General features: G+C 64.0%; 26 protein-coding genes. 18 read left to right on the forward strand and 8 right to left on the reverse strand.

Going from position 1 to position 23,902, the window contains the following annotated elements:
• Window positions 1-2: 2 nt before the first annotated feature.
• Both AC27VE_RS11755 and AC27VE_RS11760 read left to right on the forward strand, forming a co-directional pair.
• Window positions 3-1,175 (forward strand): acyl-CoA dehydrogenase family protein, encoded by a 1,173-nt coding sequence (locus AC27VE_RS11755; RefSeq protein WP_488703934.1) that lies wholly within the window; start codon window positions 3-5, stop codon window positions 1,173-1,175.
• A 51-nt stretch (window positions 1,176-1,226) separates the two neighbouring features.
• Window positions 1,227-2,168 carry a LysR family transcriptional regulator gene (locus tag AC27VE_RS11760; RefSeq protein WP_488703935.1) on the forward strand — a complete coding sequence of 314 codons (942 nt, stop codon included), beginning with the start codon at window positions 1,227-1,229 and terminating at the stop codon, window positions 2,166-2,168.
• 95 nt (window positions 2,169-2,263) lie between these two features.
• Here AC27VE_RS11760 and AC27VE_RS11765 read toward each other — a convergent pair whose 3' ends face one another.
• Window positions 2,264-2,785: a cupin domain-containing protein gene (locus AC27VE_RS11765; protein WP_488703936.1), complete on the reverse strand. Its 522-nt coding sequence runs from the start codon at window positions 2,783-2,785 to the stop codon at window positions 2,264-2,266.
• 38 nt (window positions 2,786-2,823) lie between these two features.
• Window positions 2,824-3,816, reverse strand: a complete 993-nt coding sequence (locus tag AC27VE_RS11770; protein ID WP_488703937.1) for a Bug family tripartite tricarboxylate transporter substrate binding protein — start codon at window positions 3,814-3,816, stop codon at window positions 2,824-2,826.
• A 302-nt stretch (window positions 3,817-4,118) separates the two neighbouring features.
• Between AC27VE_RS11770 and AC27VE_RS11775 the strand changes: the two genes are divergently transcribed.
• Together AC27VE_RS11775 and AC27VE_RS11780 are read left to right on the forward strand one after the other, a co-directional pair.
• Entirely contained in the window at window positions 4,119-5,612 is a 1,494-nt protein-coding gene (locus AC27VE_RS11775) for an aldehyde dehydrogenase family protein (RefSeq protein ID WP_488703938.1), read from the forward strand.
• Between the two features lie 8 nt (window positions 5,613-5,620).
• Window positions 5,621-7,408, forward strand: coding sequence for a thiamine pyrophosphate-binding protein (locus tag AC27VE_RS11780; protein WP_488703939.1), 1,788 nt, complete (start codon window positions 5,621-5,623; stop codon window positions 7,406-7,408).
• A 54-nt stretch (window positions 7,409-7,462) separates the two neighbouring features.
• Here the strand turns inward: AC27VE_RS11780 and AC27VE_RS11785 are convergent, their stop codons facing one another.
• Window positions 7,463-8,764, reverse strand: coding sequence for a citrate/2-methylcitrate synthase (locus tag AC27VE_RS11785; protein WP_488703940.1), 1,302 nt, complete (start codon window positions 8,762-8,764; stop codon window positions 7,463-7,465).
• A gap of 465 nt (window positions 8,765-9,229) precedes the next feature.
• On the opposite strand from AC27VE_RS11785, the gene AC27VE_RS11790 reads away from it, so the two are divergent.
• Complete coding sequence (locus AC27VE_RS11790; RefSeq protein WP_088590396.1) at window positions 9,230-9,664, forward strand: GNAT family acetyltransferase; 435 nt, start codon at window positions 9,230-9,232, stop codon at window positions 9,662-9,664.
• A gap of 72 nt (window positions 9,665-9,736) precedes the next feature.
• Here the strand turns inward: AC27VE_RS11790 and AC27VE_RS11795 are convergent, their stop codons facing one another.
• On the reverse strand, window positions 9,737-10,690 hold the full coding sequence (locus tag AC27VE_RS11795; protein ID WP_488703941.1) for a M14 family metallopeptidase: 954 nt from the start codon (window positions 10,688-10,690) through the stop codon (window positions 9,737-9,739).
• An 11-nt stretch (window positions 10,691-10,701) separates the two neighbouring features.
• Window positions 10,702-11,700 carry a Bug family tripartite tricarboxylate transporter substrate binding protein gene (locus AC27VE_RS11800; RefSeq protein ID WP_488703942.1) on the reverse strand — a complete coding sequence of 333 codons (999 nt, stop codon included), beginning with the start codon at window positions 11,698-11,700 and terminating at the stop codon, window positions 10,702-10,704.
• Window positions 11,701-11,833: 133 nt separating this feature from the next.
• Here AC27VE_RS11800 and AC27VE_RS11805 point away from each other — a divergent pair, with 133 nt between their 5' ends.
• The 3 genes from AC27VE_RS11805 (at window position 11,834) to AC27VE_RS11815 (ending at window position 13,920) form a co-directional block, all read left to right on the forward strand.
• The gene (locus tag AC27VE_RS11805) at window positions 11,834-12,712 is read left to right on the forward strand and encodes a MurR/RpiR family transcriptional regulator (RefSeq protein WP_488703943.1); all 879 of its coding nucleotides are present in this window, start codon (window positions 11,834-11,836) and stop codon (window positions 12,710-12,712) included.
• 203 nt (window positions 12,713-12,915) lie between these two features.
• A complete protein-coding gene (locus AC27VE_RS11810; protein WP_006226942.1) occupies window positions 12,916-13,170 on the forward strand; it encodes a hypothetical protein in 255 nt (84 codons plus the stop codon).
• Between the two features lie 156 nt (window positions 13,171-13,326).
• Window positions 13,327-13,920, forward strand: a complete 594-nt coding sequence (locus tag AC27VE_RS11815; protein WP_006226941.1) for a BPSL1445 family SYLF domain-containing lipoprotein — start codon at window positions 13,327-13,329, stop codon at window positions 13,918-13,920.
• 64 nt (window positions 13,921-13,984) lie between these two features.
• On the opposite strand, the gene AC27VE_RS11820 is transcribed toward AC27VE_RS11815, so the two are convergent.
• Window positions 13,985-14,218 (reverse strand): hypothetical protein, encoded by a 234-nt coding sequence (locus AC27VE_RS11820; RefSeq protein ID WP_088590399.1) that lies wholly within the window; start codon window positions 14,216-14,218, stop codon window positions 13,985-13,987.
• A 111-nt stretch (window positions 14,219-14,329) separates the two neighbouring features.
• Window positions 14,330-14,800 (reverse strand): Lrp/AsnC family transcriptional regulator, encoded by a 471-nt coding sequence (locus tag AC27VE_RS11825; protein ID WP_006226939.1) that lies wholly within the window; start codon window positions 14,798-14,800, stop codon window positions 14,330-14,332.
• 160 nt (window positions 14,801-14,960) lie between these two features.
• Between AC27VE_RS11825 and AC27VE_RS11830 the strand changes: the two genes are divergently transcribed.
• The 6 genes from AC27VE_RS11830 (at window position 14,961) to AC27VE_RS11855 (ending at window position 19,096) form a co-directional block, all read left to right on the forward strand.
• Window positions 14,961-15,872, forward strand: coding sequence for a DMT family transporter (locus AC27VE_RS11830; RefSeq protein WP_427957601.1), 912 nt, complete (start codon window positions 14,961-14,963; stop codon window positions 15,870-15,872).
• A 62-nt stretch (window positions 15,873-15,934) separates the two neighbouring features.
• The gene (locus tag AC27VE_RS11835) at window positions 15,935-16,681 is read left to right on the forward strand and encodes a sulfite exporter TauE/SafE family protein (protein WP_006226937.1); all 747 of its coding nucleotides are present in this window, start codon (window positions 15,935-15,937) and stop codon (window positions 16,679-16,681) included.
• Between the two features lie 55 nt (window positions 16,682-16,736).
• The gene (locus tag AC27VE_RS11840; protein WP_006226936.1) at window positions 16,737-16,961 is read left to right on the forward strand and encodes a hypothetical protein; all 225 of its coding nucleotides are present in this window, start codon (window positions 16,737-16,739) and stop codon (window positions 16,959-16,961) included.
• Between the two features lie 343 nt (window positions 16,962-17,304).
• Window positions 17,305-17,517, forward strand: coding sequence for a hypothetical protein (locus AC27VE_RS11845; RefSeq protein WP_006218759.1), 213 nt, complete (start codon window positions 17,305-17,307; stop codon window positions 17,515-17,517).
• Between the two features lie 148 nt (window positions 17,518-17,665).
• A complete protein-coding gene (locus tag AC27VE_RS11850; protein ID WP_488703944.1) occupies window positions 17,666-18,778 on the forward strand; it encodes an AGE family epimerase/isomerase in 1,113 nt (370 codons plus the stop codon).
• 102 nt (window positions 18,779-18,880) lie between these two features.
• Window positions 18,881-19,096 (forward strand): hypothetical protein, encoded by a 216-nt coding sequence (locus tag AC27VE_RS11855; RefSeq protein WP_006226934.1) that lies wholly within the window; start codon window positions 18,881-18,883, stop codon window positions 19,094-19,096.
• Window positions 19,097-19,211: 115 nt separating this feature from the next.
• On the opposite strand, the gene AC27VE_RS11860 is transcribed toward AC27VE_RS11855, so the two are convergent.
• On the reverse strand, window positions 19,212-20,147 hold the full coding sequence (locus AC27VE_RS11860) for a LysR substrate-binding domain-containing protein (protein WP_488703945.1): 936 nt from the start codon (window positions 20,145-20,147) through the stop codon (window positions 19,212-19,214).
• A 121-nt stretch (window positions 20,148-20,268) separates the two neighbouring features.
• On the opposite strand from AC27VE_RS11860, the gene AC27VE_RS11865 reads away from it, so the two are divergent.
• The 4 genes from AC27VE_RS11865 (at window position 20,269) to AC27VE_RS11880 (ending at window position 23,868) form a co-directional block, all read left to right on the forward strand.
• On the forward strand, window positions 20,269-21,261 hold the full coding sequence (locus AC27VE_RS11865; protein ID WP_088590404.1) for a Bug family tripartite tricarboxylate transporter substrate binding protein: 993 nt from the start codon (window positions 20,269-20,271) through the stop codon (window positions 21,259-21,261).
• Window positions 21,262-21,263: 2 nt separating this feature from the next.
• Window positions 21,264-22,142: an N-formylglutamate amidohydrolase gene (locus tag AC27VE_RS11870; protein ID WP_315140355.1), complete on the forward strand. Its 879-nt coding sequence runs from the start codon at window positions 21,264-21,266 to the stop codon at window positions 22,140-22,142.
• Window positions 22,143-22,374: 232 nt separating this feature from the next.
• The gene (locus AC27VE_RS11875) at window positions 22,375-22,680 is read left to right on the forward strand and encodes a hypothetical protein (RefSeq protein WP_454676538.1); all 306 of its coding nucleotides are present in this window, start codon (window positions 22,375-22,377) and stop codon (window positions 22,678-22,680) included.
• A 156-nt stretch (window positions 22,681-22,836) separates the two neighbouring features.
• Window positions 22,837-23,868, forward strand: a complete 1,032-nt coding sequence (locus AC27VE_RS11880) for an ABC transporter substrate-binding protein (RefSeq protein WP_035213963.1) — start codon at window positions 22,837-22,839, stop codon at window positions 23,866-23,868.
• Window positions 23,869-23,902 lie beyond the last annotated feature (34 nt).

Consider the following 23,902-nt stretch of genomic DNA (forward strand, 5'->3'; position numbering starts at 1 on the left):
CCATGGATTTCCAATTGCCGTCTGAATTGCGCCAGCTACGCGATTCCACCCGCCGCTTCGTGACCGAGATGCTGATGCCGCTTGAGGCCCGCTATGGCAACGCGCCCGATATTCCGGACGATGTGCGCCGGTCCTTGCAGGACAAAGCGCAGGCGCTTGGGTTCTGGGCCTTTGACCTGCCACAGGCCGTGGGAGGAGGTGGCGTCGGCCCGGTCGGGATGTGCGTCGTCTTCGAAGAACTGGCGCGATGTACCGTGCCTGCGTTTCGCGCCCCGACTGTATTCACGCCATACCTGGGGCCCGTGCTGTTCCACGGCGACGACCGGCAGAAGGCGCATTACCTGATGCCGGTCGTGCAGGGCGACAAGCGCACCTGCTTTGCGCTGACCGAGGCGGAGGCCGGCTCGGACCCCGCCGGCATGAAAACTACCGCGGTGGCCGATGATGGGGATTTCGTGATCAACGGCGCCAAGATATTCATCACTGGCGCCGACAAAGCGGATTTCGTGCAGCTGTTTGCCCGAACGATCGTGGACGGCAAAGACCTCGGCGTGTCCTGCTTCCTGGTCGATCGTGGCACCCCCGGCATGCGGCTGGGGCAGTCGTTCGAGATGATGTCGCCGGATAAACCCTGGGAACTGTTGTTTGAGAATGCAAGGGTGCCCGCCAGCCAGGTCGTCGGCGGCATCGGCAAAGGGTGGCAACTGGCCAGGGAATTTCTCGACTCGGGCCGCCTGGCTCATGGCCCCAAGGCAATCGGCCGGGCCCAGCGTGCGTTGGATCTGGCCATCGCCTACGCCAATTCGCGCCGCACATTCGGTCTGCCGCTGGCCCAGCGGCAGGCCATTCAGTGGATGATCGCGGACTCCATGGTGGAGCTGCACGCGGCCCGTGCCATGGTCTACCATGCGGCCTGGAAGGCCGAGCAGGGCTTGAACTATCATCTCGAAGCGTCTGCCGTGAAACTCTACGCGGACGACATGTTGGTCAGGGTCGTCGACCGGGCAATTCAGATTCACGGCGGCATGGGGCTGTCGCGCGAGTTGCCGCTGGAATTGATGTTCCGCGACGCTCGCAGCCGAACCATCACGGAAGGGTCGTCCGAGATGCAGCGGATGATCATTGCGACGGGCGTGCTGTCCGGCAGGGAAGGGGTGAACCGCTACGAGTTCTGATCTTCTTGCGCCGCCGCTGGCGGGCCGGGACCCGCGCTACGGACAATTGCGATGAATATCGAGAACATCGACCTGAATCTTCTTGTGGCGTTCGACGCGATGATGCAAGAGCGCAATGTCACGCGGGCGGGCCTGCGGGTAGGGCTGTCGCAACCGTCGATGAGCCATGCGCTGGTCCGGCTCAGGCAATTGTGTGGCGATCCGTTGTTCGTCCGGGTCAAGACCGGCATGGAGCCTACGCCCTTCGCTCATCGTATTGCGCCGGCCGTGCGGGCAGGGCTGGCCGTCCTGCAGGCCGGATTGCAGAACGCCGTACCTTTCGATCCCGCGCAGTCCGCGCGTACTTTCGAGGTGCTACTGAGCGATCTGGGCGAAGTCGTCTTCCTGCCGCGGCTGATGCAGCATCTGAAGGCGGTGGCGCCCGGGGTCAGCCTGCGCATCCGGCAGTTGCCGCGGGAAAGCTATCGTGACGCGCTGGAAGCGGAGGACGCCGACCTGGCTATCGGCTTCCTGCCGGCATTGTCGGCAGGTTTCTACCAGCAACGCCTGTTCGGCGATCATTATGTCTGCCTGATGCGCGCCGGCCATCCCCGGATCGGGCAGCGCCTGGGTGTTGAGCAATTTGCAGCGGAATCGCACGTGATGATCGAACCTGCGGGTTCCCGTTATCGTCGCGCCTCGCCGCAGTCGTCGACGACGACATTGATCGAGCAGTACCTGGAGAAGCAGGGCTTGCGTAGGCACATTGCACTGCGGGTTCCACATTTCACGGTAGTCCCGGAAATCATCGAGACGAGCGACCTGCTGGCTGTGTTGCCCAGCACAGTGGCGCGCATCATGGCGCCGCAGCGACGCATCAAGATCCTGCCGCTGCCGCTGGAAAATCCGCCTTGCTTCGAGGTCAAGCAGTTCTGGCACGAGCGCAACCACCAGGACGAGGGCACGCGCTGGTTGCGTGGCGTCATCGCAGAGCTGTTTATGGAGCAGCGGTAGCCCGTAGCGGGGCGGGTTCGGCCGCGTGCAGGCCTGTTACGCAACCGAAGCCGGGTAGCATGCGCAACATGGCGCGGCCGGCATCCGCCGCGGCGTCACTCGAAAATCCGGGTATCGCTCAGGACTGCCGCAACCTCCTTGTTTCTTTCGGAATAGCCGTCAAACGGCTTGCCTTGCTCGTCGACCCGCGCCAGCACGTCGGCCGCCGGGTCCATGGCCGCGCCCACCCGCAGCATCACCAGAGGCTCTGTCTCATCGGCGTGGAACGAATAGAACGCGCCGGCCGGTACCAGCACGCAGTCGTTGCGGCCCACCCGCCGCGTTTCTCCACGCGGACCAAAGAACGTCGCGCCGCCCTGCAGCACGACAAAGACGTGGTCCTCATTTGTATGGGCATGGATCTCGTTCTCTCCGCCGCCGGCATAGGTCTTCAGAACGACATTCATGTAAGGCGATGCGCCCAGGACCTGATTGGTTCGCCCCTGCTGCGGCAGCCGGGTGCGGATATGAAAGAAACTCGGCGTCTTGCGTTTTGCCATCTCCGCCATCGCGTCCCGCCACTCCTGCGCGGTGTTGACGATGGGAGCGAACTCGCGTTCCGAAATTGTTGCTGGCATGGGTCTTTCTCCTGGATTCTCTGACGCATGGCGTCGCGTCAGTCGACGGTGATGTGGTATTGGTCAGCCATCTTTTTCCACTTCACCAGTTCGGTGGCAATCTGCTTGCGCAATTGCGGGCCGTCCATCTGCAGCGGCACGAACAGGCGATCGGACAACGCGGACTGCATTGCCTGGGCGCGTGCCAGAGCCATGAACTCCTGGCTCAGCTTGTCCACGACGGGCTGCGGCGTTTTGGAGCTCACGAAAAACCCGATCCACACGGCGAAGTCGTAGTCTTCGAACCCCGGCAACTCGGCTAGCGCGGGCACGTCGGGATGGAAGGACACGCGGTCCTTGGTGGCGACGGCCAGCAGTCGCACTTTGCCGCTCTTGAGCTGCGGGCTGATGATGGAGAGCGCGTTGAACATCACCGGAACCTGCCCGCCGATGCCATCTGTCAGCGCTGGCGCGCAGCCCTTGTAGGGCACGTGGACCATGTCGAGGCCGGTCCGGTAGGCAAACTCTACGCCCGCGAAATGCTGTGCCGTACCCGTGCCGCACGAGGAGAAGCTGAGAGCGCCGGGATGGGCGCGGCCGTAGGCGATCAATTCCTGTACGGAATGCACGGGCAGGCTGCTGCTGACTGCAAGCGCGACCGGCGTCTCGGCAATCGCCATGATCGGGGTCAAGTCCTTCTGCAGATCGAAGTTCTGGGCCACGCCCAGCGCGGCATTCACCGTCATGGTGTTGTTGCCGATCAGGATCGTCTCCCCATTGGGCGCGGACCTCGCCACATAGCCGCTGGCGATGTTGCCCGAAGCGCCCGAGCGGTTTTCGACCACAAAGCTCTGTTTGAAGATCTCGCTCAGGCGCGGCGACAGTAGCCGCCCGATGACGTCGGTGCTTCCGCCAGGCTGGAAGGCCGACACCATGGTGACAGGGTGTTCGGGGTAGCCCGCCTGACATACGCCGGCCAGTGTTACGCACAGGGCAAAGGGGAGGGCATAGCGGCGGGCCTTCTGCCACAGGCGGGCGGACTGCTTCATCATGACTTGTCTCCTGACTTTATGGTTCTTCTGCCGAGATTCGGCTTTCGTATTTGTTGCTATCCTAGAATCCAGATCAATGTGTGTATAGGTTGATTTACAATCAATTTACCTGGCTGGAAGATCTCGGTAAATCACGTTGCCATCGCCGTCCTGCGTGCCCGCCCAGGCTTATATATTGATTTGAAATCAAGATTGACCAACGTCTACCCATCGAAATAGCCTAGCAGCTCTTCATCACCCCGCCGACCGCGCACAACTCGCATTTTTTGCAAGCGCAGGCCGGCTAGTCAGAGAGCTCATCGATGATCACTTCCGACCTGGGTCCGGACCTGTCCGCGCAGGTGCCCCAAGCGTTGCCCACCCGACGCGACCTGTACTACGGCGGCGCCTGGCACGCGCCGCGTAGCGGCAACTACCAGCAAAGCCGCAGCCCGGGCACCCAAGCAGACCTGGGCCACTACGCGGTGGCAGATGCCGATGACGTCAATGCCGCGGTGGCTGCGGCCGGACTGGCCTTTGAATCATGGCGCGACACGCCGCCGTTGGCCCGCGCCGCGCTACTGCGCCAGGCCGCGGCCGTCATCCGCGACCACGATCTTGAGCTGGCCCTGATCGATGCCGTCGATTGCGGCAATCCGGTCAGGCAGATGCGGGACGACGCGGTGTTCGCCGCGACGCAGTTGGAGTACTTCGCAGGCCTGGTGATGGAGCTGAAGGGCGAGACCATCCCTACGATGAACGGCTCGCTGGACTACACGCTGCGCGAGCCGCTGGGCGTGGTGGCGCGCATTATTCCCTTCAACCATCCCTTCATGTTCGCGGCTGGCAAGATTGCCGCCCCGTTGGCCGCCGGCAATTCGGTCATCGTGAAGCCGCCCGAGCAGGCGCCCTTGTCGACCTTGCGCCTGTTCGAACTGATTGCCGACATCTTTCCGCCCGGCGTGCTGAACTGCTTGACCGGCGATCGCGAGACGGGTGCCGCGCTGTCGGCGCACCCGGATGTGGCGGCGGTGGCCCTGATTGGCAGCGTCAATGCGGGCAAGGCGGTCATGCGCACGGCGGCAAACGACCTGAAGAAAGTGCTGCTGGAATTAGGCGGCAAGAACGCGATGATCGTGTACCCCGATGCGGACCTGGACAAGATGCCGCTGGGCGCGGTGCGCGGCATGAACTTCACCTGGTGTGGCCAGTCGTGCGGATCGACCAGCCGGCTGTTCCTGCACGAGTCCATCCACGACGAGGTGCTGGCGCGCATCGTGAAGCTGACCGGGGAGATGCACACACCCGGCCTGCCCACGGACATGCGCACGACCATGGGCGCACTCGTGTCGAGTCAGCAGATGGACAAGGCGCTGTCCTATGTGGAATCGGCGGTGTCCGAAGGCGCGCGCGTGGTCCATGGCGGCAAGCGCAGTACCGATCCCGGACTGGCCCAGGGATACTTCGTCGAGCCCACCATTCTGGCCGGCGTGACGCCGGCAATGCGCGTGGCGCGCGAAGAGATTTTCGGTCCCGTGCTTGCGGTGCTGAAGTGGTCGAACGAGGAAGCGTTGTACGCGGCGGTCAACGGCGTCGAGTATGGCTTGACGGCCTCGATATGGAGCACGGATCTGCGCACTGCGCATCGCGCCGCAGCGCGCGTGCAGGCGGGCTACGTGTGGATCAATGGCGCCTCGGTGCACTTCATCGGCGCGCCGTTCGGCGGTTATAAGCACTCGGGCATCGGCCGCGAGGAATGCAAGGAAGAGCTGCTGGAATTTACGCAGATCAAGAACGTCAACGTCACCCTGGATTGATGCATCCGATGTCTACCCCTACGCCTGACACCCTTCACCAAGACGTCCCGGCCCCGCAGTGGGGCAGCGACTACCTGGCCGCGCTGATGCGGCATCTCGGCCTGGAATACGTGGCGCTCAATCCGGGCGCCAGTTATCGCGGCCTGCATGACAGCCTGGTCAACTACCTGGGCGACGAATCGCCCAAGATGCTGACGGTTCTGCATGAGGAACACGCAGTTGCGATCGCGCATGGCTATGCCAAAGTGACGGGCCGGCCCATGGGCGCGGTCTTGCACGCCAATGTGGGTCTGATGCACGGTTCGATGGCCATCTTCGACGCCTATTGCGATCGGGTGCCCGTGTTGGTGTTCGGCGCCACGGGGCCGGTCGATTCGGCTCGTCGCCGTCCGTGGATCGACTGGTTGCACACGTCGAAGGACCAGGGCGCGCTTGTGCGCACGTTCGTCAAATGGGACGCGGAGCCGTCCTCACTGGAAGGCGCGCGCGATGCCGTGCTGCGCGCCCGGCAGATCGCCATGACGCAGCCGCAAGGCCCGGTATACGTGTGTTTTGACAGCGCGCTGCAGGAAGCATCGTGCGCGAAAGCGCCGCCGCTGCTGCCGCTGGCGCGCCATGCGCCACCGCCGCGCCCGGGCATTGCAGACTGCGTGGCGCGTGAGGCGGCGGAACGGTTGTATGCCGCCAAACGGCTCGTCATCCTGGCCGGACGGGTCTCGCGCTCCGAAGCCGACTGGGACCGCCGCGTAGCGCTGGCAGAACACTGCGGCGCCACGGTCCTGACCGACTTCAAGGTGGGCGCGGCGTTTCCGACGCGCCATCGGCTGCACGGGACGACGCCGTCGTTCTTCATGGCCGAGGAGGGCCTGCAGGCCTTGCGCGAGGCCGATGTGGTCCTTAGTCTGGACTGGGTGGATCTGGCCGGCACGCTGCGCACGGCCTGGGGCGATGCCCACACGCCGGCCCATGTGATTCAGGTGTCGTTGGACCAGGTGCTGCACAACGGTTTCGGCGGCGAGCACCAAGGGCTGGTTGGCGCAGACACCTACGTCATGTGCGACCCCGACGAGTTCGTGGCGCAGACGCTCCGGGCGCTGCGCGACCTGGGCGGTCCGCGCATGGGCGTGGTCGAGCTGCCCGCCGAGCCCGACATATTGCCGGAGGGATCGGGCGACGCCGCCGAGGGCATGCCGCTGGCCGTATTCGCTGGCACGATCAGCCAGCGCCTGCGCCGCCATGCGCCGGCCTGCCTGATCCGCGCGAATCTGGGCTGGCCCGGCGATGCGCACCCGCTGTCGCATCCGCTGGATTACCTGGGATATGACGGCGGCGGCGGCATCGGCTCGGGTCCGGGCATGGCGGTGGGGGCGGCCCTTGGCCTGCGCGGCACGCCGCGATTGCCGGTGGCGGTGCTGGGCGACGGCGATTACCTGATGGGGGCGACGGCGCTGTGGACGGCCGTCAGCTATGGCATTCCATTACTGGTGGTCGTGGCCAACAACCGGTCGTTCTTCAATGACGAGGTCCACCAGGAAAAAGTGGCGCAGATGCGCTCGCGTCCAGTCGAGAACAAATGGATCGGGCAGCGCATCGAAGGGCCGGAGATCGATCTGGCGGGCATGGCGCGCGCACAAGGGGCACTGGGCTGGGGGCCGGTGCAGACCGCGGACCAGCTGGCGAAGGCGCTGGATGAAGCGATCGCGGCCGTAAAGGCGGGCAAGGTCGCCGTGATCGATGCGCGCGTGGCTCGGGAGTACGCTGCGACGATGGCCAAGGCGCTGGGGCGGGGCCACTGAGGTTGGACGGTGCGGGCTCCGGCATGCGCGGCATGCTCCGGGCCCGCGGCCGTCTCACGAAGGCCCGATGTACCGCGCGCGCGGCCGCACCAGGAACCCGGCCAGGCGCTGCTCCAGTGCATGCGCCACCCAGCCTGCCGCACGCCCCACGGACATCAGCGCGCCGGCGGTCCCCACCGGTGCGTCCAGCACTGCCGACAATACGGCTAGGGCCAGTGGCAAGTTGGGTTTCAAGCCCAGTTCGTTGCTGGCCTGGTTCACCGCCTGCAGGGCCATCTTGCCGCGCGCACCCGCGGGGCCGACCTCGCGCATCAGGTCCAGCAGGAGCGTGGCGCGCGGATCGCCATCGGGATAGAGCGGATGCCCGAATCCCGGAACGGGACTCTTGCGCGCCAGCAGGCTTTTCAGATGCTCGAGATACGCCGCGCTCGAACGCGCTTGCACAAGAACGGACTCTGCCTGTTCGCACCCCAATCCGGTGAGCATGCCCTCGAAAGCTCCCAGCGCGGTCGTCACGCAAGAGAACAGGTCGGCCGCTGCCGACGCGGCGATGCGCGCGGCAAACGTGGCGGGCGCCAGTTCGTTGTCGGCACTCAGTATCAAGGCTGCATCTAGCAGGCGCAGATGTTCTGGCGTATCGCCCACTCGCAGGTTGAGGGCAAGAATCTGCGCGATGGACTGCGGCGTGTCGTTCAGCGCATAGGTTGGCTTGGCGGTCAGCAGCCCGGTCGCCGCGGACATGGCTTGAATCAGCTGGCGTGCAGCCAGAGTCGGCGCGCCCAGCACCAGTTCCGGGTTGCGCCCCAGGCTGGCCGCGTAGGCCTCGACGGCGACAGACAATAGCCGGCGCGAGTGGTTACGCGGGGCTACCTGTACGATGCCTTCGGCCAGGGCCTGGAAGCCGGCCCCGGGGCGGGCGGGCTGCCAGGCCACGGAGGTTTCGGGCAGCATGCCGTTCCACAGCAGTTCGGTGCAGTCCTCGAACGTACGATGGTGGAGCACCAGTTCAGACGCAGGTTTGCCGCGATAGCGCGGGCCCTCGGGGCCTATGGCGGTGATCGAGGTCTGCATGACGGCGTTGCCGCCCCAGCGAATCATGCGCTCGGCGCCCGCGCCGGTCATGGAACGCCCACGCCCGCGCGCGGCCAGTGCATCCAGGTCTTCCACGTAGTACAAGTTACCCTTGCCGCCTACGGCGGGTACGACGCGCACCCAGCCGCGGCTGACATAGGCATATAGCGTCTGCATCTTGATGCCCAGGCGCTCGACGGCGGTGCGCGCATCGACCAGCGTGCCCGCGGCCTGGACGTCCTCGTCGGGCGCGCGTGGGGACGTTTTCGTGCGTCGGTTTGTCATTCGGTGAATTTTCCTTGCTGGCAGCGCTGCGCGCCCGTGTAGCGGTTCTTCAATGTTCTCGTAACCACGGCAGTTGACTAATTCTAAATCAATCTGTACGCAGGTTGATTACGATTCTGTGATGATGTCGACAGTCACAACGCGAAGGCGGTTATCGCCATGGAGGGAACGCTGCCCGCGCCTGTCGTCGCCTGATCGGCACTAGCTCGATCTTGCCTGCCGCGCGGGGGCTCGTGTATGCTCTTTCGCATGAACGCGATCCCCTTTGCACCGGCATGCCGGGCAGATAACCGACGAATCACTCGACGACTACGTTGAGTGGCAAGTCACGTTCAGGCGCCGAGTCTTCGGCGCTTCACCCTGAAGGCCACGATACCCCTCGTGGCCTTTTTGTTTGTGCTTTATCCGTTCCCGCTCGCGAGGCGTATCGCAAGGCCTTCGTTTCTCTCATCCAAGGAACGAAGCATGACCCAGCAAGCCTTATCCATCCGGCCCTACCATCCCGCCGACGAGTCGGCCATCGTCCAGCTATGGCGCGATTGCGGCCTGACGCGGCCGTGGAACGATCCGGCGAAAGACATCGCCCGCAAGCTCACCGTGCAGTCCGACCTGTTTCTGGTGGGCGAAGCGGACGGCGTGATCGTGGGCACGCTGATGGGCGGTTATGACGGCCATCGCGGCTGGATCAACTATCTGGCGGTGTCGCCCGCGCATCAACGGCGCGGCTATGCCACCGTGCTGATGCGCGCGGTGGAGCGCAAGCTTCTGGAGATGGGGTGCCCCAAGATCAACCTCTTGATCCGCTCGGGCAACGTCGCGGTGCAAGGCTTTTACGAATCGCTGGGCTTCTCGTGCGACGAGGTGATCAGCCTGGGCAAGCGCTTGATCCCGGACCTTTGAAATGAAAAAGTCCGGCACGCGCTGGTGTCGGACTTTTTCATGTGCGCGGCAGCATGCTGCCGGCGATTCGGCTTAGATCGCGACCGTCAGGTAGACGGCTTCGCGGCCGACGATCGGCATGCGGGTCGGCATGAAGATCGTGCAGTTGTTGCACGGCGAGCGGATTTCTTCGGTGCCGTTCATGGCGATCAGCTCGTCCTTGTCGAAGGTCTCGAAGCCGATGACCGGGCGGGTGAAATGGAAGTCTTCGGACTTCACCATGTGGACTTCCAGCAGCCGGTACCGCTGCGGCGCGGGCGGTGGCGTGGCGTCGGCCGGGGCATCGATCAGGCCCGTGTGCGCCAGGAACCGCAGCGTGACGTCGGTTGCCAGTTCAGCAGCGGACTTGGCGAAGTGCTGGCCGCATTCCACCACCAGCGCGCCGCCGCTGTCGGACAGCGGATCGCCGTGATGGCCGTAGCCCATGACGCCCGTGCCCGGGAACTTGTGCTGCGGCATCACCAGGTGTACGAGCGGTGCGCCGACGGCGGAGGCCAGCGCGGTATTGCGGTCCATCTCGTTGTAGACCCAGAAAGGCTGTACGGGCGCGCGGGTCGAGTGGATGTCCAGCACGAAGTCAGCGGCGTCCAGCACAGGGCGCAGTTCGCGGGCGCGGCGCAGTTCGGGGCTGTCTTCAGTGCCATCCAGCATGGCAGCCGACCAGATGCGGTTCAGGTTGTGAACGAGCTGGCGGTTTTCATAGGGCTGGTTGATGTCGAAGGCCTCGTAGGCTTCGACGTGGGCGAAGCTGACCGTCAGCGTACCGATCTTGGGTCGCACGCCGGAGTCCAGCAGATGGGTCGCGGCGACCATGCCACAGATCTCGTTGCCGTGGGTGATGGCGTTGATCAGCACGTGCGGGCCGGGCACGCCCGACTCGAAGCGGTGGACGTAGGGGATGCCGGTGTTGCCCTCGCGGTATGCCGAGAGGTCGCGGGGCAAGACTTCAAGGGGGGCGGTGTCGGGTTCGAAAGCGGGATTTTGCATGGGATGGAAGCCTATTCGGGGCGGATGCCGGCGCGGTCGATCAGGTCTTTATACAGCGCCAGGCGTTCGCTCATCATGGTGGTGAACTGTTGAGGGGTCTGGTTTTCAGGCGGCAGGGCGCCGGCCTTCTCCAGGGCTTGCGGCATGCCGTCCTGGCCGGCGACGGTGCGCACCGCGGCCAGCAGGGTCTGGATGATGTCGTCCGGCGTGCCGGCGGGGGCGGCCAAGCCGATCCACGACATGGCGTTGAGCACCGGGTAGCCCAGTTCGGCGAACGTGGGCACGTCGGGCAGCGCGTCCAGGCGTTTGGGCGCCGCCACAGCCAAGGCGCGCATCTTGCCGACCTGAATGTGGGGCAGGAAGGGTGCCAGGTTGTCCAGCGCGAACTGCGCCTGGTTGGACAGCAGGGCATTGATCAAGGGCGCACCGCCGCGGTAGGGCACGTGCATGGCCTGGGCCTGCAGCGTGTTCTTGAATAGTTCCGCGTTGAGCTGACCCATGCTGCCGATGCCGGCCGTGGCGTAGTGCAGTTCGTCGGGCCGCGCCTTGAGCAAGGCCACGAATTCGGCCAAGGTCTTGGCGGGCACGTCGATGTTGGTCACCAGCACATTGGGCGTGCGCGACAACTGCGAAATGGACGTGAAATCCTTGATCGGGTCGTAGCCCAGGTCGCTGCGCATCAGCGGGTTGGCCAGATGCGAGCTTTGCGACGAGGCGACCAGCGTGTAGCCGTCCGGCTTGGCGCGCGCCACGCGCTGGCTGCCGATGGCGCCGCCAGCGCCGTCTCGGTTCTCAATGATGACCGTCGTGCCCAGCGCCTTGCCCAGCGCTTCGGCATAGATGCGGCCGATCAGATCGACGGATCCGCCTGCGGGAAACGGCACGACCAGCGTAATGGGGCGGGAAGGATAGGCGTTGGCACGCGCGGCCAGGGGCAGGGCTGCGGCGCCCAGGCCGGCAAGGACGAGGCTGCGGCGCATCAGGGACGGCGCAGCGGAGTGGTGCTTCATGAAGCTCTCTTGTGAAGGCGGTCGGATTGGTCTATTTTGCAATATGCATTGCAGAGTGAAATATAAGATGCAATGAATATTGTGAAATTTGGGGTTATCACCTAGAGCCGTCCCTTGCGGAATCGCTGCCATCATGAATCTGAATCAACGCATTGCCACCTACGCCAAGAAACTCAGCAAGACGGAAAGTCTGCTAGTGGAGGAAATGCAGGCGCGCTACCCGCAAAGCTTGCTGGAATCCGCCACCGCGCTGGCCAAGCGCGTCGGCACCAGCGCGTCCACGGTTGTTCGCTTGCTGGCCAAGCTGGGCTACGACAGCTATGCGCAGGCGCAGATGGAGGCGCGCTCTGAGGTGACGGCGCGCCTGGCCTCGCCGGGCGAACGCGCGGATGCGGTCAGCGGCGACAATACTTCGGCCCGGGCCTGCCTGCACAACGCGTTGCTGCATGACCAGCACAATCTGCAAGAGACCTTTGCGGCGATCGATGTGGCCGCGTTCGAAGCCGCCGTGCGCCTGCTGACCCAACGCAAGGGCCGCGTGCATGTGCTGGGCTTGCGGCAGGCCGCGCCCCTGGCCAGCCACGTGGCGCTCTACCTGAACCTGTGCCTGCCGTCGGTCAGGCCGATGGGCGGCGCAGGGCCGATGTTTCTGGAAGATCAACTGCTCTGGATCGACAGCAACGACGTGCTGCTGGCGTTCACGTTCAGGCGCTACTCGGTTGCCACGGCGAATGCGGTGAAGGTGTTCCGGCAGCGCGGGGGTAAAGTGGTGTTGATCACGGATGCGGCGTCCGCGCCAGCGGCCGCGTCCGCCCATCACGTGCTGGTCGCGCGCAGTTCCAGCGCATCGCCGTTCGATTCCTATACCGCGGCCTTCTCGGTGTGCAATGCCCTGCTGGCCGCTGTTGCGCAGCGCCGCCGGAAAGAGCTGGGGGCGGCGTTGGAGCGCGGCGAAGACCTGTGGGAGTCAAAGTGGATCCGGCCGGCGAGCGAGGGTTCGGCCGCGAAATAACAGGACCCGCCCTTGGTTTGGGGTAATCCAAAAAACTGGCCCAGTGGCATTCCGAGGCCCGATTTGGCCTGTTTTTTCGCGTCTGCAAGATGCGTTTGCACTACCTCGATTAGTGCAATGTGACCCGTTGAAAGGATCACTTTTCAAGCGCTTTTTTTTTTGGCATATTGCGCCCGGATACACCGATTTCAGGAGCAATAAGCATGAGCGCGTGGCCGCAGCGCCATATCGATGGCTTTCAAGTGGGATGCGAGATCGTGAGTCTGGATGCCGGCGTGCTGGCTATCGAGGTCACGGTTCGCCGATCAGGCGATGGCGATTTTCAACAGCGCTGGTCATTACCCAGATTCGTGACATTCGCAGATGCGGCGGTGGCCAGGCGCCATGCCGAACTGGTCCTCTCCGGGATCGTTTCGGTGGACGAAGCGACGGGCGAGCCGCGTTATGGCATCCTATAACTGCGCGGGCCGGGGCGATTGCCCTACCAAATGTTGCTGCCCGCGTGTGGAAAGCGGCAACAGGTAGGTTTTGTTTCGTTTATCACAACGTGTGCCTTGTGCCGATTGGATTGGCCGGTACAGTGGTAGTGGAAGACAACAATAAAGGAGAGTTCCATGTTTGATACTTTTCCTGTCCTGCGTCGTGTTGGCCTGGCGGCCGCGACCATCGGTGTGGCAGGCCTGCTGTTCGCGGGCTGCACCACCAACACCCCCAAAAACACCGCGACATCATCGGAGAAGCGCGAGTCGATGAATAGCGCGGCCAACGCCACGTTGACCAAGCTGTACGCGGCCTCGCCGCAATCCAAGGAACTGGTGGCGCGCGCCAGGGGCGTGCTGGTGTTCCCTGACGTGCTGAGCGGCAGCTTCATTGTGGGTGCTGAGCATGGCAATGGGGTGCTGCGGGTTGGCGGCGCCAATGCGGGCTACTACAGCACGACCGCGGGATCCGTCGGCTTCCAGGCCGGTGCGCAATCCAAGGCCATGGTCCTGCTGTTCATGACGGACGATGCATTGAACAAGTTCCGCAATAGCAGCGGTTGGACCGTCGGCGCCGACGCGACGGTGGCCGTTGTGAATATCGGCGCGAACGGCCGTATCGACACCAATACGGCGCAGCAGCCCGTTGTCGGCTTCGTGATGAACAACGGCGGCTTGATGGCAGGCGTGTCGCTGGCCGGCACCAAGATCTCCAAGCTCGACTGGTAAGCGCGCAACGCTGAAAAACAAAACGCCGCGGAAATTTCCGCGGCGTTTTTTATTGCGTGGCTCTTCAGCCGAGAAGGGTGTCGCCGTTGTTGCGTACGGCGTTTTCGCGTTGCATTTCGGCTTCTTCGATGTTCGGGTCCAGGCCGCGCCAGCGCACGATACGGCCGCGGTCTTGCTCGGGTTCCCAACCCAGCATGCCGTAGCGCGTGATTTCAGTTTCGCCTGTGTCGAATTCCACTTCAAAGTAGCCCTGACGATCGGGTAGCGTGCCGCCGGGGAACCATTCAGTTTCGGGCATGGTTTGCTCCTTGCTAAGCGATGGGAGGGATGCCGGCGCGCGATCGCGCCGACGCGTCCATTGTGCGGGCGCGGGCGGCATCCCGCAAGTTTCCGAAAGCGTCGCCCGGTATCAGGCGAGCGGAACGGCGGTGGTGTAGAGCACCTGCTTGAGCGCGAAGCTTGAGCGGATGCTGGCGACCCCCGGGATGCGCGTGATGTGTTCGACGATCAGGCGTTCCAACGCATCCACATCCGGCACCAGCGCGCGGATCAGGTAGTCGGCGTCACCCGACATCAGATAGCACTCCATGATTTCGGGCAGCACCGCGATTTCACGTTCAAAGACGTCGAGTGCCGCCTTGCGCTGCTTGTCCAATGAGATCTGGATGAACACGTTGACTTTCAGCCCCAGCTTGCGCGCGTTCAGCAACGTGACTCGGCGATCGATCAGGCCCTCGGTTTCCAGGCGGCGCACCCGAGCCAGACAGGGCGAGGCCGACAGGTTCACGCGGGCGGCAAGTTCGACGTTGGTCAGGCGCGCATCGCGCTGAAGTTCGTTCAGAATTCGGATGTCAGTGGCATCCAGGTTGATTTCCGGCATAAGACACCTAGGTGTTATCGATCGGCAGTTCGTTTGTGCTGGGGATGTAGTGTATAGAAGTGAATTGAGGTGAAATATGCCGGGGTTTACCCTATAGACTATTTCTTCCTTTGGTCAATCGGCCAAAGCGCAGAATAATCAAGCGGTAGATCGAGCAGTAATGAGTCAGCAAAGCACGTTGCGCAAGTTTTTGCCATTGATCGGGGCGGTCATGGTCTGGGGCGGGAATTGGCCTGTCATGAAGTTGGGCTTGGCGCACATGAGCCCGCTGTGGCTGGCCGCCAGCCGCTTCGGATCGGCGGCGCTGATCAGCGTGCTGGTGCTGGGTGCAATGGGGCGCTTGCGCTTGCCGACGCGCCAGGAATGGCCGCTGGTGGCGGGCGTGGCGTTGCTGCAGATGGGTGCCTTCACGGCATTGGCGCTGTGGGCCCTGCAATACGTGGCGCCCGGGCGTGCGTCCGTCATCGCGTACGCCACCTCGATCTGGGTAATACCGCTGTCGGCGCTGATCCTGAAAGAACGCCTGTCGGCGGGGCAGTGGCTGGCCACCGCGCTGAGCTATGCGGGCATCGGCGTGATCGTCGCGCCGGCCTTCAGCCCGTGGCAGGCGCATACGGTGATCGGTCTGGTGATGCTGCTGGGCGCCTCGTTCGCGTGGGCGTGCAATATCATCCAGCTGCGCGGCAATCGCCATGTGCGCCTGGGGGCGGACATGATCCCGTGGCAGACCGCAATCGCCACCGTGCCGTTGGCCGTGCTGGCCTGGGTGCGCGACGGCGCGCCAGCCTTTCTGGCGGTGCCGGACGCCTGGCCCATCATCCTCTACACGGGTCCGCTGGCCACCGCGCTGACCTTCATCGTCGTGCTGGGCATGACGCAGAAGATGCCGCCCGTGGCCACGTCCATCGCAATGCTGTGCGTACCGGTTATCGGCCTGATCGTGTCGTCGGTGGTGTTCCATGAGCGCATCTCGGCCGACCTGGCGCTGGGCCTGTCGCTGATCGGCGCGAGCGTGGCCGCGTCTGCCGTGGCGTCGCGCTTGAAGCGGCCGATGGTGCTGCGTCCATCCTAGAACGCTCTAGAATGGTTTCGCGCCGGGGAGGGCCTGCCACGTCATCCGGGTGCAGGGCTTAAATGGATTCGCTATATGTGCTGGTCGTGGTTGGCGCCATGGCCGCGGGGTTTGTGCAGGGCTTGTCGGGATTCGGGTTCGGGATGGTGGCCATGTCGTTCTGGGCGTGGACCATCGACCCCAGGCTGGCAGCCGCGATGGCCGTGTTCGGCTCGTTGACCGGACAGTTGCTGGCCGCGTTCACGGTACGGCGCGGTTTCGCGATGACGCATCTGCTGCCTTTCATCGCAGGCGGGCTGTTGGGCATCCCGCTGGGCGTGATGCTCTTGCCGCATCTGGAACCGTTGATATTCAAGGCTTTCATCGGCGCGCTGCTGGGCATTTGGTGCCCGGTCATGTTGTTTGCGACGCGTCTGCCGAAGATCACCGCTGGCGGCAAAGTGGCCGACGGCGTGGCGGGCGCGGTGGGCGGCATCATGGGCGGCATCGGCGGGTTCACGGGCGTCATCCCGACGTTGTGGTGCACCTTGCGGGGGTTCGACCGCGACGTGCAGCGCTCGGTGATCCAGAATTTCAATTTGTCCATGCTGGCAGTGACGATGGCGACCTATGTGTTCACGGGCGTGGTCACGCGCGACATGCTGCCGCTGTTCGCCATGATCGTGCCCGCGATGCTGGTGCCTACTTTGCTGGGGGCGCGCCTGTACGTCGGCATCAGCGATCTTGCCTTTCGCCGGATCGTGCTGGGCCTGCTGACGCTGTCGGGCATTGCCTTGCTGGCCTCGTCGGTGCCCAAGCTGCTGGCCTAGCGGCAAGCGCCAGCGCCGGCATGCTATCGTTGAGGGATTCAAGAGAGAATCACGCATGGCATTGCATCGTTTCCAGAAGGGCGAACTGGGTCATTGGCTGCGACTAGTCGCTGACAATTCCGAGCCTGATACCGCTCAAGTCGACGTGCCCGACGAAGTCGCGAAGGCGCTGGTGACCTTGCGTTGCGTTCAGGCGGGCCCCGATGGCCGCTGGCTGATCACCGAAAAGGGCAAGCTCGCCCTTCGCATGGAAGAGCCGGGCGCTATCCACGTGCGCTGACGGGAGAGGGCGCTGGCAACGATTGCTGGCGCTTCAAGCCCCCATTCCGGCCCCAATCAATCATCTCCACAAGGCGGCGTGTTGCGCGCAGACACCCGAATTTCCGCATAGTTTGCGAATGATTTCGCTGTATGTCGCGAGTTCATGGGTATTGGCGGGGCAGTACGGGAATCTCCTGAGACGGAATGTTCGATTTGGCATCTTCCAGACGTATCGCACATGCTGCGTCGCCAGTAAGATGAACTTGCGTGACGCTTTCAGGTCTATTCATTCATGCGGGATTTCTGCTCCCGCCACGTCACGCGTGGTTCACGCGTTTAGGTAACCGACTGGGAGGTAGCACATGCAGCATCGTGACCAGGAAGTACTGATCGACGTTTCCACAGCGGCCATGGATACCGGCGGATATGGCGTTTTGCTGACGGTAACGGCCGAGGGCGGCACCGAAGTGGATGCCGCATTTTCCCACTTGGGCAACTGCGCTTCCTTGGACGAAGCACGTGATCGCGCGGAAATCTTCGCGCAGAACTGGGTCGAGGAAAATATCTTCCGATAGGGCACTGCGCCCTGGGCGAAGCTAAGCGGTCAAACCGGTCTGTGCGCGCATGACGCTGCGGAGAATGCTCGAAAGTTTGCGACGAAAATTTCGGTTATCGTTGCTGCTCCAAAACCTGGGGCCCTATTCGGGTATGCGTCGTTCCAAGATGACTGCCGCACAGACCAATCATTCTCTCGCGGAGCACATCCGCGCGCTGCGCGAGCATTTCGACGGTGTCATCCTGCCCTTATGGATGGGGCAGGGCTTCAATGACGCAACCGGTCTGCCCTATGAATCCCTGGACGCCGCGACGGGTGCGCCGCTTGCGCCCGTGCGCTATCGCGCGATGGCGTGCGCACGCCAGTTGTATGTGTTTGCGCAAGCGCCGGGCGCGGCTTGCGCCCAGCATGCCGACCGCCTGTTTGATTCCTTGCGACGCGTGTTCCGCGACGAGGCGCACGGCGGATGGCGATACAGCGTGGACGCCGATGCGCGTCCGCTGGATGAAACCCAGGATCTGTACACGCATGCGTTCGTCGTGCTGGCTTGCGCGGCCTATTTCCAGCGCAGCCGCAACGCCGATGCGCGCAAGCTCATGCTGACGACCGCATCGACGATCGAGGCGCGCTTCAAGACCCGCGACGGGCTGTACCACGCCGCGCTCAACCCTGACCTGAGTCAGCCGCTGCGCCCGCCCGCGCAGAATCCCATGATGCATCTGACCGAGGCCTATCTGGCCGCGGCCCAGGTGGCTGAGCCGGCGCTGTTCGCCCAACATTTGCGCGGGCTCGCGCAAGCGATCAGCCAGTTCTTCGTGCATGCGCCCACCCAGTGCATCTCCGAGGCGTTGCAGGGCACCGCAGACAACCGGCTGGAGCCGGGGCACCAGTTCGAGTGGCTGTCGCTGGTGCACGGCGCGGCCGAGGTGTTCGACGGACTGGATCTGGCGGAGTCGCTGCCGCGCGCGGTGCAGTGGTCCCGTCGGCATGGCGTGAATGTCGGGGGAGCTGGCGTGCTGGCGTCGCTGGATGAGTCCGGCGCGGTCATTGACGATACGCGGCGGATCTGGGCCCAGACGGAGTACCTGCGGGTCCTGGCGGTGCTGGGCGATTGGCCGGCGCTGGCGGCAGGGTTGGCCAGTTTCCGGGCTCGATTCCTGCACGACGGGGGCTGGTTCGAGTGTCTGGATGCCAGCGGGGCGGTGGTGCGCGCCGACATGCCGTCGACATCGCCCTACCATTTGGCGACCTGTCTAGCGGCGTTGCCGGGCGTTGTTTAATTGCCCCGTTAACAATTATTGTCCTTGTGTTGTCATGAATTGATAGAAAAACATTGGTGAAATCCCTTACAATTTGCTAACACTGTTTGTGGGGAAGCATCAATGAGCGTTATGTGCTTGGCTTGCCAACGCATTAACCCGGGGCTGTCGGGCGTTGCGCCGCATTCGCACCTGGGACATCAAGGTTTCACCAATCCGACCCAGAAAGGGCGTGAGGAAAGCCGTGAAGACCATTTCCGCTGCCTGAACTGCGGCGCGAAATGGCTGCGTGAAACCGACAAGTGGGGCGTGGACCTGGGCTTCAAGCTGGCGCCTTGAGTCGCGTTGCGTTGTCGCATTGAAAGCGGGCCTCTGGAAAGAGGCCCGTTTCATTTTGCAATATATTACGGCCGCCATCTGAAACTTCGTGCATCCGTCCTGCTGCCGGCGGGTTCTAGCGAGCGGGCTCCGCCGCCGCGACATCCGGATCTGCGCTGGCGGTCTCCAGCAGCCATTGCCGGAAACAGGCCAGCGCGTAGTGGTCGCGGCGCTGGGCCGGCGCGCACAGGTGGTAGCCATGGCGTAGCCGGATGGGCAGATCGGGGAAGGGCGCAGCCACGCGGCCGGACTGGAGCTCGTCACGCACCAGGCAGCGTTGCAATACCGCGATCCCCATGTCGGCCATGACGGCACGGACCAGGATGGACACCTGGTCGAATCCATTGGACAGCGTCACTTCGTCGCGCGGCACGCCCGCCGCGGTGAACCATTGCGTCCAGTTGTCCTTGCCGTTGGAGTGGTAGAGCAGCGGTTCGCCGAGCAGGCCGTGAGGCGTGTTCCACAGGCCTTGGGCCTGCCTTGACGCCAGCCTGCCCGGGTGGCAGATCACCACCATTTCCCGCCCGATGACGTAGTCGGCATGCCAGCCCGGCCACTGGTCGGGCGTGCCGGACAGGATGCTGGCATCGGGCGTTGCGCCGGAAAAATCTTCGTTGCGGCGGTAGGCCGCGAAACTCAGCTGGATTTCGGGATGGCGCCGGTGGAAATCCGGCAGGTGGGGCACCAGCCAGGCGCTGGCCAGCGTGGGTACTGTGGACAGCGTCAGGCGAAAGCGCCGCTCGTCGGCCCGCAGCTCGGTGCTGAGCGCTTCAATCGCCTGTAACGGCGTCTGCGCCCCTTCGTAGAGCTTGCGGCCGGTGTCGGTCAGGGTCAGTCCGTGCGCGTTCCGGTGCATCAGGGGCTGGCCGAAATGCGCTTCCAGGCGGGAGATGGCGCGGCTGATGGCGCCTTGGGTCACGCACAGCGTCTGTGCGGCTTGCGTGAAGCTGCCCAGGCGCGCTGCCGTGATGAAGGCATGCAGCTCCGACATGGACGGCGAGTGCAGGCGCATTGAGCATGATCTTTGGTAATGAAGGAGTGCAATATAGTCGTTTGAAAGGTGATCGTAAAGTTTGGACACTGGCGGCCGTATTGCAGACCCATAACGACTCTTCCATTTTCGGAGTAGCCCCATGTCCCGCCGCCTGTTGGGCCGGTCCGCGCGTTTCGCGCTTGCCGGCATGTTCGCCACGTTGTCCTTTGCCGGTTTGGCCCAAGCCGCCGACTATCCGTCCCGTCCCATCAAGCTCGTGGTGCCGTTCGCCGCTGGCGGTTCGACCGACATCGTCGCCCGTCTGGTGGCGGAATATGCCGGCCGCGATCTGAAGCAGACCATCGTGGTCGAAAACAAGGCGGGCGCGGGCGGTTCGATGGGCATGGAACAGGTGGCCCGGGCCACGCCGGATGGCTACACCATCGGCATGGCCACGATGAGCACGCATGGCTCGAACCCGGCCGTCTACCGCAAGATGAACTATGACCCGGTCAAGGATTTCGTGCCCGTGGCGAATGTGTTGGCCGTGCCCAGCATCTTTGCGATCAATCCGAACCTGCCGGCCAAGAACATGGCGGAATTCGTGGCCTTGGCCAAGAAGGCCCCGGCTGACCGGTACAGCTTCGCGTCGCCGGGCGTGGGATCGCTGGGCCACGTGAACATCGAGAATTTCATGATGCTGTCCGGCATCAAGCTGCTGCACGTGCCTTACCGCGGTGCGGGGCCGGCCCTGAACGACGTGATGGGCGGCCAGGTGGATGCCATCACCGACAACCTGTCGTCGACCTTGCCGCAAGTGCTGGGCGGCAAGCTGCGTGCGCTGGCCGTGCTGGGCGCCGAGCGCTCGCCGCTGCTGCCCGACGTGCCCACCTATATCGAGCTGGGTTACCCCGACATGGGCACGGGCGGCTGGTTTGGCCTGGTGGCGCCGGCAGGCACGCCGCCCGCCGTGGTCGATCGCTTGAACCAGGCCGTGCGCGCCGCCATGAAGGACCCCGAGTTCCGCAAGAAGGCCGAGGATGTGGGTGGTACGCTGATGCCGACGACCCCGCAAGAGTTCCAGGTCCAGATCGAACAGGCCCTGGCCCGATACGCCAAGGTGGCCAAGGCCGCCAACATTCAGGCTGACTGACAATGACACACGCCGATTTCAACGCGGTTTCCGTGCATGAACCCCAAGGGCCGGCCTTGCCGCTGGTCTGTGATTCGCCCCATAGCGGAGAGCACTATCCGGATGACTTCGGGGCCGCTGCGACGCGTTCGCAGCTGCGCCAGGGCGAAGACACGCACGTGGACGCGTTGTGGTCGGCGGCGCCTGAGCTGGGAGCCACGCTGATCGCAGCCAACTTCCCGCGCGTGTACATCGATCCGAACCGAACCTTGCAGGACCTGGATCCGGAACTGCTGGCCGAGCCTTGGCCCGTGCCGCTTGCGCCGGGCGAGAAGACCCGCTTGGGCAAGGGCCTGATCTGGCGCCGGATGGACAAGGCCACGCCGATCTATGACCGCAAGCTGACGCTGGATGAAGTGCGGCACCGTATCCAGGCGTATTACGAGCCTTACCATGCGGCGCTGTCGCAGGCGATCAGCCGGGTCGAGCAGCGGTTTGGCGCGGTCTGGCATCTGAACCTGCATTCCATGCCCAATGACGCCTACGAGCGCCTGGGCCGGCAAAGCGAGCACCCGCTGGCGGACTTCGTGCTGGGCGATCGCGACGGCACGACCTGCGAGCCTGAATTCATTGCGCTGATCGAGAAGGCCTTGCGCGATCTGGGGTACACGGTGGCGCGCAACGACCCTTACAAGGGCGTGCAGTTGATCGCGCAGATCGGGCAACCGGCGCTGAACCGGCACAGCCTGCAAGTGGAGATCCGGCGTCCCCTGTACATGGACGAGGCCACGCGCGAGCGCAACGCAGGATTCGAGCTGTTGCGCGGGCATCTGTCGCAGGTGCTGGAGCAGGTGGCGGACTATGTGCGCGTGCGCATGAATGCGGTCACGTCGACAAAATAGATTCGCGTGTGTGATGCGGTGCCGGAAGCCGGAATTGATGCAGATCAATTCCGGTTCTTTTTTTTCAATCGGGGTTGTCCGAGGTAAACCGCGCTTGCTCCTGGGGCGGCGGCCCTGCGTCGACGGGAGCGGCGTGGCAGCAGGGTTTGCGGGTATTTAAGTTTTCTTCTGCCGGGCCGTTGTCGCTAACAACGAGCTGCGCCGACTTTGGCCGCGGCGATAGGGAACCGTAATGCTAGAGAAGACGATCAACGGATTTTCGGTGGTTGCGTACGCGACGCAACCCGAGGGCCGCATCCCCCCGCGGGCGTTCCTGGAGACGCGGCGTCTTGCGCCCAAGGCGAAGCCTGCAGACGCGGGTACCGAGGCGGCCGAGCCGGCGCAACCTGAAGCGGACAAGCCTGAAGGCCAGCCTTTCGAAATCTTCGTCAGCCGGCGGTTTCGCAGCACGATCGAAGCCATGTCGGCGGCGCGTAACGCGTTGGACCGCGTGAAAAGCGTGGATGAGGACGGGGTGCCGGACCCCCTGCCCGAATAGCGCGCGAGGGCGGGCGAAGCGGGGTCGGCAACGGTGATTGCCGGCGTCGGCCCCCATATTGTTATCCCGACTTTGTATTTGTCGAACCCCTGACAGCAGGCTGATGATGCCGCATGGCAATCATCGCCATTCACAGTCTGCTCAAAAGGAAGGTTGATGAATACGAACGTCCATGCTCCAGCGCTCACGGCGCGGGGAGTTTCACGCCGCGCCCTGTTGCGCGCGGCAAGCGTCGCGGGATTGGCCGCGCCGCTGGGCATGCTGGGCTCCCGCGTGCTGGCGGCCGATTCGGCGCCGCGCACGTTCAAGATCGCGTGGAGCCAGACCGCGGTCTGCCAGTCGCCGGTGTCGGTGGCGCTTGAGCGCGGCTTCTTCGAAAAATATGGGTTGAAGGTGGAGCGCATCAATTTCAGCGGGTCGACCGACCAGTTGCTGGAAGCGATCGCCACCGGGCATGCCGACGGCGGCATCGGCATGGCGCTGCGGTGGCTCAAGCCGCTGGAGCAGGGCTTTGACGTGAAGCTGGCGGTGGGCACGCACGGCGGCTGCATGCGCTTGCTGACCGCGGAAGACTCGCCCATCAAGAGCGTGAACGATTTGAAGGGCCGCCGCGTGGCAGTGTCGGATCAGGCCAGCCCCGTGAAAAATTTTTTTGCGATCCGCGTGGCCCAACTGGGCATCGACCCCGAGTCCGTGGACTGGCGCCAGTATCCGCAGGATCTGTTCGGCGAGGTGCTGAGGAAAGGCGAGGTGGATGCCATCGCCGGCGACGATCCGCTGATCTATACGCTGCGCGAAGACAACAAGCTGCGCGAGATCGCGACCAACATCGAAGGCGACTACGAGAACCGCACCTGCTGCGTGCTGGGCCTGCGCGGCGACCTGGTGCGCAAGGATCCCGAGGCGGCCGCGGCCATCACGCGTGCGGTGATCGACGCGCAACGCTGGACCGCGTCCAACCCCGATGAGACGGCGCGCATTTTCGCACCCTATGTGCCGGGCAAGGTGCCGGCCGAGCGCGTGGCCGCGATCTTGCGCAGCCATAGCCACGGGCATGCCTCCACGGGGTCCGCGCTGCGCGAGGAGATCGTGGGCTACGCCAAGGACTTGAAGACCATCAAGGTGCTGAGCGCGAATCTGGACATCAACAAATACGCGCAAGTGGTGGTGCCCAATGTCCTCGGCTGATGCATTGCCGGCCCGCGCGGCGGGCGCGGCGCTG

Source organism: Achromobacter sp. 18P8.1.1, assembly GCF_057799415.1.

Coding starts and splice junctions, on each gene's coding strand:
- AC27VE_RS11795 (WP_488703941.1), bottom strand. CDS start 10,690: ATGCAAAATCCCGCTTTCGAACCCGACACCGCCCCCCTTGAAGTCTTG.
- AC27VE_RS11875 (WP_454676538.1), top strand. CDS start 22,375: ATGCTAGAGAAGACGATCAACGGATTTTCGGTGGTTGCGTACGCGACG.
- AC27VE_RS11870 (WP_315140355.1), top strand. CDS start 21,264: ATGACACACGCCGATTTCAACGCGGTTTCCGTGCATGAACCCCAAGGG.
- AC27VE_RS11865 (WP_088590404.1), top strand. CDS start 20,269: ATGTCCCGCCGCCTGTTGGGCCGGTCCGCGCGTTTCGCGCTTGCCGGC.
- AC27VE_RS11860 (WP_488703945.1), bottom strand. CDS start 20,147: ATGCGCCTGCACTCGCCGTCCATGTCGGAGCTGCATGCCTTCATCACG.
- AC27VE_RS11800 (WP_488703942.1), bottom strand. CDS start 11,700: ATGAAGCACCACTCCGCTGCGCCGTCCCTGATGCGCCGCAGCCTCGTC.
- AC27VE_RS11855 (WP_006226934.1), top strand. CDS start 18,881: ATGAGCGTTATGTGCTTGGCTTGCCAACGCATTAACCCGGGGCTGTCG.
- AC27VE_RS11770 (WP_488703937.1), bottom strand. CDS start 3,816: ATGATGAAGCAGTCCGCCCGCCTGTGGCAGAAGGCCCGCCGCTATGCC.
- AC27VE_RS11780 (WP_488703939.1), top strand. CDS start 5,621: ATGTCTACCCCTACGCCTGACACCCTTCACCAAGACGTCCCGGCCCCG.
- AC27VE_RS11845 (WP_006218759.1), top strand. CDS start 17,305: ATGCAGCATCGTGACCAGGAAGTACTGATCGACGTTTCCACAGCGGCC.
- AC27VE_RS11785 (WP_488703940.1), bottom strand. CDS start 8,764: ATGACAAACCGACGCACGAAAACGTCCCCACGCGCGCCCGACGAGGAC.
- AC27VE_RS11810 (WP_006226942.1), top strand. CDS start 12,916: ATGAGCGCGTGGCCGCAGCGCCATATCGATGGCTTTCAAGTGGGATGC.
- AC27VE_RS11880 (WP_035213963.1), top strand. CDS start 22,837: ATGAATACGAACGTCCATGCTCCAGCGCTCACGGCGCGGGGAGTTTCA.
- AC27VE_RS11825 (WP_006226939.1), bottom strand. CDS start 14,800: ATGCCGGAAATCAACCTGGATGCCACTGACATCCGAATTCTGAACGAA.
- AC27VE_RS11820 (WP_088590399.1), bottom strand. CDS start 14,218: ATGCCCGAAACTGAATGGTTCCCCGGCGGCACGCTACCCGATCGTCAG.
- AC27VE_RS11850 (WP_488703944.1), top strand. CDS start 17,666: ATGACTGCCGCACAGACCAATCATTCTCTCGCGGAGCACATCCGCGCG.
- AC27VE_RS11760 (WP_488703935.1), top strand. CDS start 1,227: ATGAATATCGAGAACATCGACCTGAATCTTCTTGTGGCGTTCGACGCG.
- AC27VE_RS11830 (WP_427957601.1), top strand. CDS start 14,961: ATGAGTCAGCAAAGCACGTTGCGCAAGTTTTTGCCATTGATCGGGGCG.
- AC27VE_RS11790 (WP_088590396.1), top strand. CDS start 9,230: ATGACCCAGCAAGCCTTATCCATCCGGCCCTACCATCCCGCCGACGAG.
- AC27VE_RS11765 (WP_488703936.1), bottom strand. CDS start 2,785: ATGCCAGCAACAATTTCGGAACGCGAGTTCGCTCCCATCGTCAACACC.
- AC27VE_RS11835 (WP_006226937.1), top strand. CDS start 15,935: ATGGATTCGCTATATGTGCTGGTCGTGGTTGGCGCCATGGCCGCGGGG.
- AC27VE_RS11815 (WP_006226941.1), top strand. CDS start 13,327: ATGTTTGATACTTTTCCTGTCCTGCGTCGTGTTGGCCTGGCGGCCGCG.
- AC27VE_RS11775 (WP_488703938.1), top strand. CDS start 4,119: ATGATCACTTCCGACCTGGGTCCGGACCTGTCCGCGCAGGTGCCCCAA.
- AC27VE_RS11755 (WP_488703934.1), top strand. CDS start 3: ATGGATTTCCAATTGCCGTCTGAATTGCGCCAGCTACGCGATTCCACC.
- AC27VE_RS11840 (WP_006226936.1), top strand. CDS start 16,737: ATGGCATTGCATCGTTTCCAGAAGGGCGAACTGGGTCATTGGCTGCGA.
- AC27VE_RS11805 (WP_488703943.1), top strand. CDS start 11,834: ATGAATCTGAATCAACGCATTGCCACCTACGCCAAGAAACTCAGCAAG.